Here is a 14,000-nt window from a genome sequence, read left to right as displayed (position 1 = left end):
AAGCCCATGCCCAGCGACCCCATCAATCTGGCCGATATCCGGCCGAAACGCGGCGGCTGCCCCATCTGCGGCCGTCCCGCCCATGACCAGTTCAAGCCCTTCTGCTCCAAGCGCTGCGCCGATGTCGACCTCGCCCGCTGGCTGAACGAGGCCTATCGCGTACCTGTTCGGGACGAGGATGGAGATGAGCCCGCGGCCGGTCCGGACGGAGAGAAAAAAACGTAACGGGGATGCAATCTGGTGCTGGACAGGCCCAAATATTTTGTCTATACCGCGGGCCTCGACGGCGAACGCCTCTGGCGAGACACCGAAGAGAGCCCGAACGTGGTGGGCCCAGGTAGCTCAGTTGGTAGAGCAGGGGACTGAAAATCCCCGTGTCGGTGGTTCGATTCCGCCCCTGGGCACCACGATCTCTTATCGGGTGCTGGCCGTTACCAAGACGGCATCAAAGAAAGCGGCCTCTGGGCCGCTTTTTTGTTTTCCGGACATTGCCTGATTCTATTTGAAACGACGCGCCGCCGGCTGCACCGGGTTTCGCAGTCCGCCATGGGCGGAACCGTGCTGCCCGTGACGATGTTGCCGTCCCATGACGGGAGGGGGATGGCATGCCACGGGCGCTGCGGTGGGGAGCGGGCATTCTCGGCGGTCTGGTGCTGCTGGTCGTAACCGCGGCCCTAGTGGCTGTCTGGTTGGTCGATGGCCATCGTCTTGCCGGCTGGGCTGCCGAACGGGCCTCGGCGGCGCTGGAGCGCGAAGTGCGCGTGGACGATGCGCGGATCGCCTGGTCCTGGTCGCCACGCCTCACCCTGTCCGGTCTGACCATCGCCAATGCCCCCTGGGGGACGCAGCCGCTGATGGCCGAGGTGGAGCAGGTGCAGGCGGTGGTTCGCATTCCCCCGCTCCTGCGGGGGCGGATCGAGATCCCGGAGATCGCCGTCGTCCGCCCGTCCCTGCTGCTGGAGAAGAACCAGCAAGGGGAGGGGAATTGGCAACTGCGAGAGCCGGTGGCGGCAGAACCGGCGACACCGGAGGATCGCAGCGAATTCCCGCTCATTGGCCGTCTGGCCGTGCAGGACGGCGTGCTCCGCTTCAACGACCCGGAGAAGGGCGTGGAGGTCGAAAGCCGCATCAATACGGTTGCCGGCAGTGGCGGCGGCGGGGAGGACAGGGTATCGGTGGACGGGCAGGGCTCGTTGCAGGGCAAGCCGTTCCGCATCGCCCTCTCCGCGGGGCCGATCCTGGTTCTGCGTCTGTCGGATGCGCCTTATCCCGTCGATCTGTCGGTGGAGGCCGGCGAGACCAGCGTGCTGGTCAAGGGAACCTTCCGCGATCCGGTCAAGCTCCAGGGCGCCGACCTTGATCTCGACCTCAAGGGGCCGGACCTGTCGGAGATCTTTCCCCTGTTCGGCATCCCCACACCGGTGACCGCGCCTTACAGTCTGAAAGGCAAGCTGCGGCGCGACGAGGGCATCTGGCAGGTCGAGGGCTTGCAGGGGCGCGTCGGTGAAAGCGATCTGTCCGGGGTCATCCGCTACGAACCCAAGCAGCCGCGCCCGCTGATCCGTGGCACCCTGACCTCCCGTCAACTCCGCTTCGCCGATCTGGGGGGCCTGATCGGCCTGGACCCGGCGGAGGGCGATAAGCCGCGGAAGATGCCGGCGGGCGATGCGCGGGTGATCCCCGATACGCCCATCGATCTCGACCGGTTGAAGGCCGCCGACATGGACGTGACCTTCACCGGCGACGACGTCCAGGTTCCCGTGCTGCCGCTGGAACAGGTGCAGTTCCGGCTGCTGCTGAACAACGGCAAGGCCGTGATCGACCCGGTCCGGTTCACGGCAGCCATCGGTCGGGTTGCCGGCCGGATCATTCTCGACGGGACCCAGGAGGTGCCGCTCGGCCGGTTCGACCTCGGCATCGACGGTCTCGGCCTGAAGCCGTTCGTGGCCGGCACGCGCTTCGAGCCGGAGACCGAGGGACGGCTGGGCGGCCGCCTCGACCTCACCGGCCGCGGCCGTTCCCTGTCCAGCATCCTGGCGGCCTCCGACGGCCGCATCGTCCTGGTCATGGAAGGCGGCTCGGTCAGCCATCTGCTGATCGAAGCCGCAGGCCTCGACATCGCCGAGGCGCTGGGCACGCTGGTTTCCGGCGACGATGCCGTGGGCGTGCGTTGTCTGGTGGCCGATCTGCCGGTGGAACGCGGACGGATGACGACGCGCACCTTCATCTTCGACACCACCGACACCAACATTGCCGCCGATCTGACCCTGGCCCTCGGCGATGAAGCGCTGGCCGGCCGGGTGGTGGCTGCCCCGAAGGACCCCAGCCCGCTGGCGGCGCGGGTTCCCGTCACCCTTGGCGGCACCCTGTCCCAGCCGCGCATCGGCATCGAAGGTGGCTCGGCTGCGGTCAAGGGCGGGGCGGCGGTGGCGCTGGGCGCGTTGCTGACGCCGCTGGCGGCCATCATTCCCTTCCTGGAGCAAGGGGGCGGGGAGGACAGCCCCTGCCGCGCCCTGATCCAGTCGGCCAACAGCCCGGAACCACCGACCAACCGGCGCCGTCCGGCCGGTGGCAAGCGTCCCGGATGACGCCGCCGGTCAGTGGCCGATGGCGGGATCGTCCGGCAGCGACCGCAGATCCTTGACGAAGGCCAGCAGCACGCCGTCGCGTTCGATCCGGACCAGGACCGGCCCCTCCGGCTCGTCGCCGCAGCGGCTGCGGGTGAAGCTCAGGAAGAAATCTGCCGGCCCTTTGCCATCGGCCGGTGCCCGCCATGCCGCGGGAAGATAGGTCAAGGCTGACCCGGACGGGCCGCAGACCCGCACGCGGTAGGGATGGGTCAGGGCGGCATCCCCTTCCTGCGCACGCACGGTGGCCGTCAGGGTGCGGGCCGCCTCCGTCAGGGCGCTGCCCCAGCCATCCAGCTCGAACCGGCCCTCGGCCCCGCGCGGGCCGCCGACCAGGCTGTTGAACCAGATGGTCTCATAGGGGTGGAGCCTGACCAGGATGGCGGTCTGAAGGCCGGTCCACAGCGCCAGGGCCGCCAGCATTGCCGCCGCCCAACGCAATGACAGCCGGGCCAGCAGCGCGTCCAGCCCCAGCGCGGCGGCCGCCGCCAGCGGCGGCAACAGGAACAGCAGATGGCGGATGCCGTCATAGAGGACCGCTCCGGTGGCGACCACGATCAGCGGCGGCAGCAGGATGGCCGCCGCCAGGGCCGCCCGGTCGGCCGGGAGTTTGCGACGGTGCAGACCGAACAGGGCCAGCATGACGGTTGCGGTCAGCCCGACCAGCACGGGTTCGGGCAGCTTGGCTGCGAAGCCCGCCGGCACATACCACCAGGGCAGGTTGGTGCTGCGCACCGGGACGCCCCAGAGGGGAAAGGTGAAGTCCAGGGGGAAATGGCTGAACTCCGCCAGCCCCCGGATCGGGTTCGACAGGGGAGCCAGCTGCGCCCAGGGCCAGGCCGCCACCATGATCGCCCAGGCCAGCAGCACGGCCGGCATCAGGCGGAGCAGGGCCGTGCCGGTGAACCGCGCCCGGTTGTCCGCGGTGCCGACCCGTAAAGCCGCTCCCAGCAGCAGCGGCAGCACGATGATGCCGGCGCCGATGCGGATGCCCAGGGTGGCACCGATACTGGCGCCCAACCCGACGAGAGTCCCGGCGGCCGGGGCCGGCAGGGTGCGGATGGTGCGCAGGCCAAAGACCAGGGCCCAGACCATGGCCGTGCCCACCGGCACATCCTTCGGGTTGGCGAAGGCATGGCCCCACCAGTCCGGCGTCAGCAGCAGCAGGGCCATGGCCAGGGTTCCGGCCCGTGGACCGGCCATGTCGCCAGCCAGGCGACCGGCACCCACAACGCCCAGCAGGCCGGCCAGCGCCCCCAGCAGTCGGCGCGTGCCATAGTCATCCAGAGGGGAGATGGTCTGGGCCAGGGCCGCCGTGACGTCGTACAGGGCACCGTAGAGATAGAGATTCTGGAAATCCAGCAGGCTGCGGTCCTGTCCCAGGCTGGCGTACCAGGCCAGGGCCCGCCGGCCATACTCCACATGCAACGGTTCGTCCCAGGTGATGCCGTACTGGCGGAAGCCCAGGCCCGCCGCCAGCAGGGCAAGTCCCAGCAGGACCAGCCCGAGCCTGTTCCAAAAAAGACCGGACATGCGGGACTTACATCCCGCTGCGCAGCTCGGCCGGCATGGGATGTTGCACCTCGGGGCGCACCTCGACCACCAGCCCGTGGCTCTCGCTGAGGATATAGAGCGGGCGGCCCTTCACTTCGGTGAAGACGCGGCCGAGATAATTGCCCAGCACCCCCAGGCAGATCAGCTGCACGCCGCCCAGGAACAGGGTCGCCACCATCAGGGAGGCGTAGCCCGGCACATCGACGCCATAGAGCAGCGTCTGCATGACGATGACGCCGCCATAGAGGACGGCGACGGCAGCCACGATCAGCCCCAGCCAGGACCAGATGCGCAGCGGCACGGTGGAGAAGGAGGCAACGCCGTCCATGGCCAGACGCAGCAGCTTCCACATGCTGAAATTCGACCGGCCGGCATGGCGTTCGGCCACATCGAAGGGCACGGATTCCTGACGGAATCCGACCCAGCCATAGAGGCCCTTCAGGAAACGGGTGCGCTCCGGCATGGCATTGAGGGCATCGACGACGGCGCGATCCAGCAGGCGGAAGTCGCCGGCATCGCGGGGCAGGCGCACTTCCGACATGCGGTCCAGCAGGCCATAGAAATTGCGGGTCAGCCAGCGCCGCAGCGGCGGGTCCGTCTCCCGGCTCGACCGCACGCCATAGACCATCTGCGCCCCGGCCCGCCAGCGGGCGACAAAGCTCTCGATCACCTCCGGCGGGTGCTGCAGGTCGCTGTCCATCAGGATCACGGCCCGGCCGGCGGCATGGCTGAGGCCGGCGCTCATCGCCACCTCCTTGCCGAAATTGCGGCTGAAGCGCAGCAGCTTGATCCGGGCGTTCTGGGCTCGGGCGGACAGCAGGATCGGCCAGGTTGCGTCGCGGGATCCGTCATCGACGCAGATGATCTCGTAGGGAAGGCCGATCCTGTCCAGAACCGGCTGCAACCGCGCCAGCAAGGGCTCGATGTTGTCCTGTTCATTGTGCATGGGCAGGACGATGGAGAGGATGGCGGTATCCGTGGGGCCGCGGAAGGGCAGGCGACGGTGCTGGTCCGGAGGCATAGACGACATCGGCTCTCTCTGACGAAACCACAAATCCGCGGCACGGGGCGGGTTCCGAGGTCCCCCTTATGACACTGTTCGCCCAGGTGGAACAGTATCGGAATACCCGATCATGCCGAAAAAGCCGATGCCGGCTGAATGACATTGTGTCGCCGAGACTCTGCCAAAGAAGTATTAAACAGCCATCCTATCCTTTCGATCGGCCGTCCGAATCTTGGAGGGGCCTCGCTTTCACCGCGTCGGTTGCGCCGCCACCTGCCGGTCGGCGGGGACGATGGCGCCGGCCGTCCGCATACCGGCCGGGGAGGGCAGCGGGACAGGCGGCTGTGCCTGGGCTGCCCCGCCCGGCGGGTGGCGGTCGCGCGGGTAGTAGCGGCGGACCTTGGCGATGTAGTCCATCGTCTCCGGATAGGGTGGGATGCCGCCATAGCGCTGCACTGTACCCTCGCCCGCGTTGTAGGCGGCCAGCACCAGGGCGATATCGCCGTCATAGATGCTGACAAGATGCCGCAGGAAGCGCATGCCGCCATGCAGGTTGTCGGTGGGGTCGAAGCGGTCGCTCACGCCGAAACGATCTGCCGTGTCCGCCGTCAGCTGCATCAGTCCGCGGGCGGCTCGGGGGGACTCCGCGTCGCTGCGGAAGCCGGATTCGGTGGCAACGACGGCGACGACGAACTCGGGATCCAGCCCGTACCGGGGGGCCAGCTTGCGGATCATGGCCATCAGTGTCCGTGGCGGGGCATGTTCCACCTCGGCCAGTTCGGTGCCGGTGCAGGCCGGCTTCGTGCGGCCGGGCTTCGGCAGGTTGGCCAGCAGTCGCCGGGCCGTGACATTGCCCAGATCCGCCGCCGTCTTCATCCAGGCCGACGCCTGGGGCCGGTTCTGGCCGAGCCCCTGTCCGGTCATGAACATCAGCCCGATCGCCAGCGCGGCCTCGCCATGTCCCGCCCGGGCAGCCGCACAGTAGGATTCCAGTGCCCGCACGGAATCGCGGGGAATGCCAAGGCCGCGCTCCAATCGCCGGCCCTGCTCATAAAGGGAATCCGCAATATTTTCAGACACAGGTGCCGCTGCGGTTTGGATCTTGGTCACGTCTTCATTTGCCTTCGCGCAAACGGACGCGCCCTGTATGACGGCAAGTGCCAGTGCTGCCAGGGGCCAGGTGGATTGCCGCATCGCTTCGCCTCCCGAAGTTTGGAACAGGGCGGATATCATGCCCTGGCGACGGCGGCCAACATGGCCATGCGGTTTATCCCAAACCCGCGCGCTTCTTCTTTTGATCCTTGCCCTATGGCGGATGCAACAAAGGTCATAGAGAGTCCCTGTGCGGTCATTTCTACTGGTCTATGTGAATAGACTGTGCAATGCAGCAAGCTATGAAGATCGTGAGTATCTTAATTTTTGGGTCTTGTCTGATCAAAATTTTGCCAAAATCACGATATCGGCCGTTATAATTCGCAGAAGCTCCATTCTTCTCCCAATGTCCATTGCTATATTACTTTTTAGGCACTGTCCGCTCTCCTCGGTCGGCCTATACTTTCCCACGAGCCGAATAGGTAAGGAGACAGCGTGATGGCATGCGAAACCCCCATGCTGCCGGACACGGCCGTCCGGTTGGGAACCCAGGTTCCGGTGGCGATGGACGGTGCGGCCCATCCCGAAACCGCCGCTCCGCGCGGCGCCGAGAACAATCCCGAGGTCATCGTTCAGATCGAGCAGGAGATCCCGCGGCTGCGCCGTTTTGCCCGGGCCATGGTACGGGACAGTGCTCTGGCGGATGATCTGGTGCAGGAATGTCTGGAACGTGCCCTCTCCCGCCTGCATCTGTGGCAGCCGGGAACCAATCTGCGGGCCTGGCTTTTCACCATTCTGCGTAACCTGCACATCAACGGCATCCGGCGGCAGCAGACCTTTGTCGATATCGACAGCGAGGTGCAGACGGGGCTTGGAGGGGCGCATGGCTCCCAGGTGGTCCGGCTGGAACTGCGGGACCTGCGCCGTGCGCTCGACCGGCTGCCGGCGGAGCAGCGCGAGGTTGTGCTGCTGATCGGGTTGGAGGGCATCAGCTACGCCGAGGCTGCCGATATTCTGCAAGTGTCCATCGGGACCGTGAAGTCACGGCTGTCACGGGGACGCCGCGCCCTGCGCATCCTGATGGATGGCGGCACCGATGCCGGTTATGAGCCGATGCATGAGCGCGAATCCGCCTGACCCTGGACAGGGGCTCCGGGTCATAACCGGAGGACGGGACGCGATGCCGGTGTCCGGTGATCCGGACGATGATGCCTGGGACGACCTGCATGCCTGGATCGACGGCCAGTTGCCGTCATCGGGGCTGGCGCGGCTTGGGCAGACCCTGGCGCGCGATCCCCAGGAGGCCATGCGGGCCATGGCGTATCAGGCCCAGGTCCAGGGGCTGCATGCCCTTTACGATCCGATCCTGGAGGAAGCGGTCCCGCCCCGCCTGCTGGTCGCGCTTGAGGCCGGTCGGCCACGATCGGCACCGTCCCCCTGGACGCTATGGGCGACGGCGGCCGTTGCCGGTCTGTCGCTGCTGCTCTGTCTCAGCCAATTCATGGTCGGAGCCGTGGCCGAACCGGTATTGGCTGCCGACGAGTCTCCATAGGGAATGATCTGTTCTGACGCCGTAAGCGGCGGGGGCAGCCGGTTGGCTGCCCCCGCGGGGCGTCTAACGACGGCGGACAAGGCCCATGATCAGGGATACGACAAAAACGACCAGGAAGACGAAGAACAGGATCTGCGCGATCCCGGCTGACGCCGACGCGATGCCGCCGAAGCCGAGGACACCGGCGACAAGGGCAACGATGAAGAAGATAAGGGCCCAGTAGAGCATGATCTGACCTCCTTGCGCTCCGGCGGGCTATTGGCGTGCCGGCCGGCAATCGCTCGGGACAACGCTGGTTCGTCAGCGAAGGTTCCGCGCGGGAGAGGTCGTCAGGGCAAGGGTCAGGCTGTGCGCCGCCGCCGTCCCGCGCCGGTTGAGCGTCCCCGCGGTGTCTTCTCCACCGCGGCAGGCCCCGGCGGCCGGGTGCAGGCCAGCAGTCCGCGATAGGCCGACTGGATGACGGCGGAGAGGGTTTCAACCGAGACCGGGTTCGCCTGGGTATAGGATGTGGCGATTTTCACGGCCAGTTCGCGCAACTCCGCAATCGGCTGTTCGGTCATGGTGCTACCTCCCGGCAGCGACCGATCCGCCGGCCGCCGCGTCTGCTCCGCCGGACATACTGTGCGGGTCTGCCAGCCGTCTACTGGCGCCAAGGACAGGGGGCTCGGCAAATCGGCCTATGCCCTTCGTCATTGCCTCGGCGGGGCGGGGAACCCGAACGGCGCTCGCCCGTTCCAGACGGGACCAAGATCCCGCACGAAAGGACCACACCGATGCATCCGATGAAGATCACGGCGACCGTGCTGATGCTGACCCTGCCGGCGGCGGCGGGCGCCCTGGCACAGTCGCCGAGCGGCAGTCAGGACAGGGGTGACAGCCAGACCATGCCCGGGGCCGGCCCGGCGACCCAGAGCATGGGCGCGCAGGACCCGGCCGCCTCGACCATGGGCACGGCGGCAGCCCCCGGCGCAACAGGGACCGGCAGCAGCGACAGCATGACGGCCAGCGCGGGGTCTGAGGTGCTGGTGGAGGTGGAAAAGCCGACCGCCGGGTCCAGCCGCAGCCGTCTGGCCCAGACGCAGACGGCGCTGCTGAACCGCTTCAGCCAGCTCGGGTTCAGTGACGTCAAGGAGTTCCGGCGCGAGGGCGAGACCTATGTGTCCGAAGCCAGGACGGCGGATGGCGACTGGGTCAGTGTCGTGCTCGATCCGCAGAGTGGCACCATCATCGCCCGGCGCTGAACACCATCGGCACGCCCCCTTATGGCCCCAGCAGCCGGTTCCAGCTGCCGGCGATGCGGCCATAGCCGGCCGGTGTCGTGAGATCCGGCAGGGACAACGGACGGTCGAGCCTCTGGCCCCGGTCGCGGGCCAGCGGCTCGACCCGCAATTCGGCCCAGCTGTCGGCCAACCCGGCCAGACTGCCCAGGGGCAGGGTGACGGTCAGCCGGGCTGCAGGCCCCTCGGCCGTCGCCGTCAGCCCGGCCGCAAGCCGCAGCCCACCGGTGAAGTGCCGGTCCAGGCGCAGTTCGCCGCCCCAGTCGCCGCCCAGGAAGCGCCCGCCCGAAAGCTCGATCCGGCTCAGTGACCGACGGTCGAGGTCCCACCGCAGCGCCAGTGCCCCGGTGGTCCTGTCGCTGCCGCGGACCAGACGCCAACTGCCCGGCCGGCGCTTCCAGACATGATGGGCGTCCAGCCCCACGGCCCAGCGGGCGGTAAGGGGCCGCCATTCCAGCTCTCCGCCGGCTCCGCCATACATCTCCTCCAGATGTCCGGCTTCCACCAGCACCGCCATATCCGCCAGCGGCCGGCCCCAGCCCTGCACCAGCGCGCGGGACAGGCTGACCGGATGGGTGGCATAGGCATCCAGATCGCTGCGCACGGGCTGTTCCCGCTGTGGCGGCTGCAGCAGCCAGGCCGTGTCGTCCAGTGTTCCACGCAGGGCGGCGGACAGCTGCAGGCCGGGCAGGGGACGGAGATGTGCGCCGGCATCGGCCGTCCAGCGGTAGATCCAGCCGCTGCCATCCGATCCCGGCCCCAAGGCCAGCCGGCTGGAAAGGTCGAAATCCAGCCGGCGCCCGGTCGAGGGCGGGAGCGGCGCCTGGGACAGGCGGGCATGGCGGCCGATTTCCGCCGGGCTGCCTTCATGCTTGAGGGCCCGGGCCACATCGGCATCCAGCAGGCGGAGGCCGACGCCGGGAAGCCCCAACGTGTGGCCGGCCACGACGATGGTTCCGTCGGCCTGCGGCTGGGCTTGCCGCAGCGCCAGCCCCAGATCGGTGGCTGCGGACTCGCTGCGCGAAAGCTCGGCCCAGACGGTGCCGTCATTGCCTCGGGTCAGGACGGGCCGCGGCGGTGGCCGCACCGGCAGTGCCTCCGGATGCAGCCGCAGGGCCATGGTGGCGACCAGTCCGCGGTCGGACTGCCATGCCGAGCCGATCTCAAGCCAGGGCAGGGGCCGCCAGCCCGCATCGATCCGGGGCCGGGTCTCCAGCCCATAGCGCCCGGCCTGGACCGCCAGGGTCAGGGACCCGTCCGCGGGCGTCCAGCGCGCCTGCCCGATCGGCGCAGGTCGTCCGTGCAGCGGAGCCGCCGCCCCCGACCATGACGTGCCGGCGGACAGTTGCACCGGCCCGATGCGCCAGCCCAGCAGCATGGTGTCGGCGCGTTCACGCTCATCCCCGCCGAGTCCGTTCAATCCCAGCAGAACAGCGGGGCCATCCTCCCCATCGGCCCGCAGGCGCAGGGCCAGATCGGCCAGACTGTCGGAGATCAGACCCTGGCGGGCGGTCAGGCCGAGGCTTTGCAGAGGGATCAGTCCGGCACCGGTCAGGGTGCCATAGCGGTCCTGTTCCGTTGCCAGCCAGGCCGTGCCCGTGCCGGGCAGGAAGGCTTCCGGTCGGCTGGCGGGCAGCGGCACGAACCCGTCCGCCCCGGCGGGCTGCGGAGAGGTCAGACAACTCACCAGGGGCAGCAGAAGACGGCGCATGCGCGCAACATCGGCCGACAGCGACAGCCCAACTGTGCCGACGTTCGTTCCCGTCTGCAATGCTTACGGGAAATTTCCTGTATTAATGCAGCCAAAAAGAGGTGGGGCCGGCTTCCCGGCCCCACCGCCCGGTCAGAACTGCTCTTCCGCCAGGGCCATGACGCTGCGATGGCCGGCGACGATGGGCTGCAGCAGCCCCTGCGCCGTCGGCAGGATCTGGTCGGCATAGAACCGGCCGGTGATCATCTTGGCATCCAGGAACTTGGCATCCGCACCCGGCTGGCGCAGCTGCTCCGCCGCCGCAAGCATGCCCTTGGCGGTCAGATAGCCGCCGATGGTGATGCCGAACAGGCGCAGATAATTCACCGCACCGGCCGCCGCCGCGGCCGGATCGGCCTTGCCGGTCTCCAGCAGCCAGGTGGTGGCCTGCTCGGTGGCACGGGCGGCCTCGGCCAGATTGCTGCCGATGGTCACCAGATCATCACCCGGACCATCCTTGGCCTGGGCGGCCACCTCCTTGATCTCCGCCAGCAGGGCGAAGGCCGCGGCCCCGCCATCACGGATGACCTTGCGGAACACCAGATCATTGGCCTGGATGCCGTTGGTGCCTTCGTAGATCGGCGCGATCCGGGCGTCGCGGTAATGCTGGGCGGCGCCGGTCTCCTCGACGAAGCCCATGCCGCCATGGATCTGCACGCCCAGGCTGGTCAGTTCGACGCCCAGATCGGTACACCAGGCCTTGGTGATCGGGGTCAGCAGGTCGTTCAGGGCGGCATGGTGCTTGCGTGCCGCCTCGTCGGGGTTGTGGTGGGCATTGTCCAGGGCGAAAGCCGTCAGATAGGACAGCGCGCGGGCCGCCTCGATCTGGCTCTTCATGGTCAGTAGCATGCGCCGGACGTCGGGATGGTGGATGATGGCCACCGGGCTCGGGTCCTTGCCGGTCAGGGCCCGGCTCTGCACCCGGCTCTTGGCATAGTCGCGCGCCTGCTGATAGGCGCGCTCGGCGATGGAGACGCCCTGCAGCCCCACGCCCAGCCGGGCATTGTTCATCATGGTGAACATGTACTCGATGCCGCGGTTCTCCTCACCCACGAGGTAGCCGATGCAGGCATCGTTGTCGCCGAAGGCCATGACGGCGGTGGGGCTGGCATGGATGCCCAGCTTGTGCTCCAGCCCGGCGCAGCGCACATCGTTGCGCGCCCCCAGCGAACCGTCGGCATTGACCAGGAACTTCGGCACCACGAACAGGCTGATGCCCTTGACACCGGCCGGCGCCGTGGGCGTGCGCGCCAGCACCAGATGGATGATGTTGTCGGTGTAGTCGTGCTCACCATAGGTGATGAAGATCTTCTGGCCGCTGATGCGGTAGGTGCCGTCGCCCTGGGGGTCGGCCTTGGTGCGCACGGCGCCCACATCCGACCCGGCCTGCGGCTCCGTCAGGTTCATGGTGCCGGCCCATTCGCCGGCGATCATCTTCTCCAGATAGAGCTTCTTCTGCTCCTCCGAGCCATGCGCGGTCAGCAGTTCCACCGCGCCCTGATTCAGCATGGGGCACAGGCTGAAGCTCATATTGGCCGACTGCCACATCTCCTGGATCGGCAGGGCCAGGGCCCAGGGCAGGCCCTGGCCGCCCCACTCCGGATCGAAGGGAACGCTGTTCCAGCCGCCCTCGACATATTTCCAATAGGCGTCCTTGAAGCCGCTGGCGGTGCGGACGACACCATTCTCCAGCGTCGCACCTTCCTTGTCGCCCACGGTGTTCAGCGGGGCCAGCACGTCACGGGCCAGCTTGCCGGCTTCCTCCAGCACGGCATCCACAAGATCGGGGGTCACCGCATCGAACCCGGGCAGATCGGCCAGCTTGGGCAGGCCGACCACATGGGTCAGGGTGAAGCGCATATCGTCGATCGGCGCGGAATACGGAATCATGGCTTGAGCAGTCCTCCCAACCTCAATGGGGCCCGGTCTGGCGGGCCGGTCTCATCCCTGCGGCCGGAACGGCCGATTACCAAGGGGGTGCGCCCCGTCAGTGCGTAACATGGCGGCGCCCGCCGCCAGGGGCAAGCACCGTGACGGGGGACGGATCGATACAACTCTGGCGCTCATGGCCGGGAAAGGCCGCATGACCAGCGTATCTGCTGGTTTTCTGCCGGGACCTGCGCCCGGGGGGACCGGTGGGGCGACAATCCGCCCCTGTCGCCGGCCTTGCGTCGATGAAGCTGGTGGCTTGGCACAGGCTTTGCTTATTACAGGGCAAATTCCGGTTCATGAGGCATATCGTGACCAGCGCCCTGACCACACCCCGATTGGCCGATCCCCAGGCATCCCGCCAGGCAGCCCCTGCCCATGTGATGAATGCCGTCCGCCAGGCCAGTGCCAGCACGGGGGTCGATTTTTCCTACCTCATGGAAAAAGCTTCCGTGGAAAGCGGCTACCGCACCGATGTCCAGGCCAAGACCAGCAGTGCCACCGGGCTGTTCCAGTTCACCGAGGGCACATGGCTGAAGATGGTCAAGCAGTACGGGAGCAAGCATGGTCTGGGCGTCTATGCCGACGCGCTGGAAACCGGGGAGAACGGGCGCATCCAGGCCAAGGACGCCGCCACTCGCAAGGAAATCCTCAATCTGCGCAAGGACCCGCGCCTGTCCGCTATCATGGCTGGTGAACTGGCCAACGAGAACAAGGACTATCTGGAGGGCGAGCTGGGCCGGCCTGTGGGCAAGACCGAGCTGTACATGGCCCATTTCCTGGGGGCCGGCGGGGCGGCCAAGTTCCTGAAGGCACTGGAGAAGAACCCCAACCAGCCCGCGGCGTCGCTGTTGCCGGACGCGGCCCGTGCCAATCTCAACGTCTTCTATGACGGGTCCCGCCCGCGGTCGGTGGGGCAAGTCTATGACCGGTTCGCTGCCAAGTTCGGCGACGATGCCCATTATGCCGACAGCAGCATCTTCGGCCGGGTGCAGGGCGTCGATACCGGTTCCCAGCCCTGGCAATACGGCCGTTCGGTCGCCTCGGGGCGCGAACCCATCTCCACCTACGCCGTCATGGTCCTGGACAGCCTTGCCCCGCCGACTTCGGGCAGCGGCAGCGATCCGCAGCGCGCCGGCCGGAAGAGCGAGAACGACAACACCAACAATCCCCGGATCACGCCCAATCTCGCCGGCATGGTCGGGGCCTGATCCGT

13 protein-coding genes and 1 tRNA gene are annotated in these 14,000 nt (G+C 67.6%); 7 read left to right on the top strand and 7 right to left on the bottom strand.

What is annotated here, in order from left to right; translation table 11 throughout:
- The first annotated feature begins 6 nt into the window (after positions 1-6).
- From DK368_RS09165 to DK368_RS09155, 3 genes are all read left to right on the top strand, one after another.
- Positions 7-225 carry a DNA gyrase inhibitor YacG gene (locus DK368_RS09165; protein WP_114393638.1) on the top strand — a complete coding sequence of 73 codons (219 nt, stop codon included), beginning with the start codon at positions 7-9 and terminating at the stop codon, positions 223-225.
- 106 nt (positions 226-331) lie between these two features.
- Positions 332-407: transfer RNA gene (locus DK368_RS09160), tRNA-Phe, on the top strand.
- Between the two features lie 198 nt (positions 408-605).
- Entirely contained in the window at positions 606-2,588 is a 1,983-nt protein-coding gene (locus tag DK368_RS09155; RefSeq protein WP_114393637.1) for an AsmA family protein, read from the top strand.
- Between the two features lie 9 nt (positions 2,589-2,597).
- Here DK368_RS09155 and DK368_RS09150 read toward each other — a convergent pair whose 3' ends face one another.
- The 3 genes from DK368_RS09150 to DK368_RS09140 all read right to left on the bottom strand — a co-directional run bounded on the left by DK368_RS09150 (position 2,598) and on the right by DK368_RS09140 (position 6,378).
- Positions 2,598-4,160: a hypothetical protein gene (locus DK368_RS09150; protein ID WP_114393636.1), complete on the bottom strand. Its 1,563-nt coding sequence runs from the start codon at positions 4,158-4,160 to the stop codon at positions 2,598-2,600.
- 7 nt (positions 4,161-4,167) lie between these two features.
- Positions 4,168-5,211: a glycosyltransferase family 2 protein gene (locus tag DK368_RS09145; RefSeq protein WP_114393635.1), complete on the bottom strand. Its 1,044-nt coding sequence runs from the start codon at positions 5,209-5,211 to the stop codon at positions 4,168-4,170.
- Positions 5,212-5,433: 222 nt separating this feature from the next.
- Positions 5,434-6,378 (bottom strand): lytic transglycosylase domain-containing protein, encoded by a 945-nt coding sequence (locus DK368_RS09140; RefSeq protein ID WP_338045698.1) that lies wholly within the window; start codon positions 6,376-6,378, stop codon positions 5,434-5,436.
- A gap of 396 nt (positions 6,379-6,774) precedes the next feature.
- Between DK368_RS09140 and DK368_RS09135 the strand changes: the two genes are divergently transcribed.
- Together DK368_RS09135 and DK368_RS09130 are read left to right on the top strand one after the other, a co-directional pair.
- Positions 6,775-7,413 (top strand): sigma-70 family RNA polymerase sigma factor, encoded by a 639-nt coding sequence (locus DK368_RS09135; protein ID WP_240002413.1) that lies wholly within the window; start codon positions 6,775-6,777, stop codon positions 7,411-7,413.
- 43 nt (positions 7,414-7,456) lie between these two features.
- A complete protein-coding gene (locus DK368_RS09130) occupies positions 7,457-7,828 on the top strand; it encodes an anti-sigma factor family protein (protein ID WP_114393633.1) in 372 nt (123 codons plus the stop codon).
- A 63-nt stretch (positions 7,829-7,891) separates the two neighbouring features.
- Here the strand turns inward: DK368_RS09130 and DK368_RS09125 are convergent, their stop codons facing one another.
- Positions 7,892-8,056 (bottom strand): DUF1328 domain-containing protein, encoded by a 165-nt coding sequence (locus tag DK368_RS09125; protein WP_114393632.1) that lies wholly within the window; start codon positions 8,054-8,056, stop codon positions 7,892-7,894.
- 113 nt (positions 8,057-8,169) lie between these two features.
- Positions 8,170-8,388 carry a hypothetical protein gene (locus DK368_RS09120; RefSeq protein WP_114393631.1) on the bottom strand — a complete coding sequence of 73 codons (219 nt, stop codon included), beginning with the start codon at positions 8,386-8,388 and terminating at the stop codon, positions 8,170-8,172.
- 213 nt (positions 8,389-8,601) lie between these two features.
- On the opposite strand from DK368_RS09120, the gene DK368_RS09115 reads away from it, so the two are divergent.
- Positions 8,602-9,069 carry a hypothetical protein gene (locus DK368_RS09115; protein ID WP_114393630.1) on the top strand — a complete coding sequence of 156 codons (468 nt, stop codon included), beginning with the start codon at positions 8,602-8,604 and terminating at the stop codon, positions 9,067-9,069.
- Positions 9,070-9,088: 19 nt separating this feature from the next.
- On the opposite strand, the gene DK368_RS09110 is transcribed toward DK368_RS09115, so the two are convergent.
- Together DK368_RS09110 and DK368_RS09105 are read right to left on the bottom strand one after the other, a co-directional pair.
- Positions 9,089-10,816: a YjbH domain-containing protein gene (locus DK368_RS09110; RefSeq protein ID WP_155524529.1), complete on the bottom strand. Its 1,728-nt coding sequence runs from the start codon at positions 10,814-10,816 to the stop codon at positions 9,089-9,091.
- A gap of 132 nt (positions 10,817-10,948) precedes the next feature.
- Complete coding sequence (locus tag DK368_RS09105) at positions 10,949-12,745, bottom strand: acyl-CoA dehydrogenase (RefSeq protein ID WP_114393628.1); 1,797 nt, start codon at positions 12,743-12,745, stop codon at positions 10,949-10,951.
- Between the two features lie 350 nt (positions 12,746-13,095).
- Between DK368_RS09105 and DK368_RS09100 the strand changes: the two genes are divergently transcribed.
- Positions 13,096-13,995, top strand: coding sequence for a hypothetical protein (locus DK368_RS09100; RefSeq protein WP_114393627.1), 900 nt, complete (start codon positions 13,096-13,098; stop codon positions 13,993-13,995).
- The last annotated feature ends 5 nt before the right edge of the window (positions 13,996-14,000 follow it).

The sequence above is a fragment of the Oleisolibacter albus genome (assembly GCF_003336875.1).
Classification (GTDB): Bacteria; Pseudomonadota; Alphaproteobacteria; order Azospirillales; family Azospirillaceae; genus Niveispirillum; species Niveispirillum album.
This window is presented reverse-complemented; position numbering and strand designations above follow the sequence as displayed.

Coding starts and splice junctions, on each gene's coding strand:
- DK368_RS09125 (WP_114393632.1), bottom strand. CDS start 8,056: ATGCTCTACTGGGCCCTTATCTTCTTCATCGTTGCCCTTGTCGCCGGT.
- DK368_RS09130 (WP_114393633.1), top strand. CDS start 7,457: ATGCCGGTGTCCGGTGATCCGGACGATGATGCCTGGGACGACCTGCAT.
- DK368_RS09165 (WP_114393638.1), top strand. CDS start 7: ATGCCCAGCGACCCCATCAATCTGGCCGATATCCGGCCGAAACGCGGC.
- DK368_RS09120 (WP_114393631.1), bottom strand. CDS start 8,388: ATGACCGAACAGCCGATTGCGGAGTTGCGCGAACTGGCCGTGAAAATC.
- DK368_RS09145 (WP_114393635.1), bottom strand. CDS start 5,211: ATGTCGTCTATGCCTCCGGACCAGCACCGTCGCCTGCCCTTCCGCGGC.
- DK368_RS09105 (WP_114393628.1), bottom strand. CDS start 12,745: ATGATTCCGTATTCCGCGCCGATCGACGATATGCGCTTCACCCTGACC.
- DK368_RS09135 (WP_240002413.1), top strand. CDS start 6,775: ATGGCATGCGAAACCCCCATGCTGCCGGACACGGCCGTCCGGTTGGGA.
- DK368_RS09115 (WP_114393630.1), top strand. CDS start 8,602: ATGCATCCGATGAAGATCACGGCGACCGTGCTGATGCTGACCCTGCCG.
- DK368_RS09155 (WP_114393637.1), top strand. CDS start 606: ATGCCACGGGCGCTGCGGTGGGGAGCGGGCATTCTCGGCGGTCTGGTG.
- DK368_RS09150 (WP_114393636.1), bottom strand. CDS start 4,160: ATGTCCGGTCTTTTTTGGAACAGGCTCGGGCTGGTCCTGCTGGGACTT.
- DK368_RS09110 (WP_155524529.1), bottom strand. CDS start 10,816: ATGCGCCGTCTTCTGCTGCCCCTGGTGAGTTGTCTGACCTCTCCGCAG.
- DK368_RS09140 (WP_338045698.1), bottom strand. CDS start 6,378: ATGCGGCAATCCACCTGGCCCCTGGCAGCACTGGCACTTGCCGTCATA.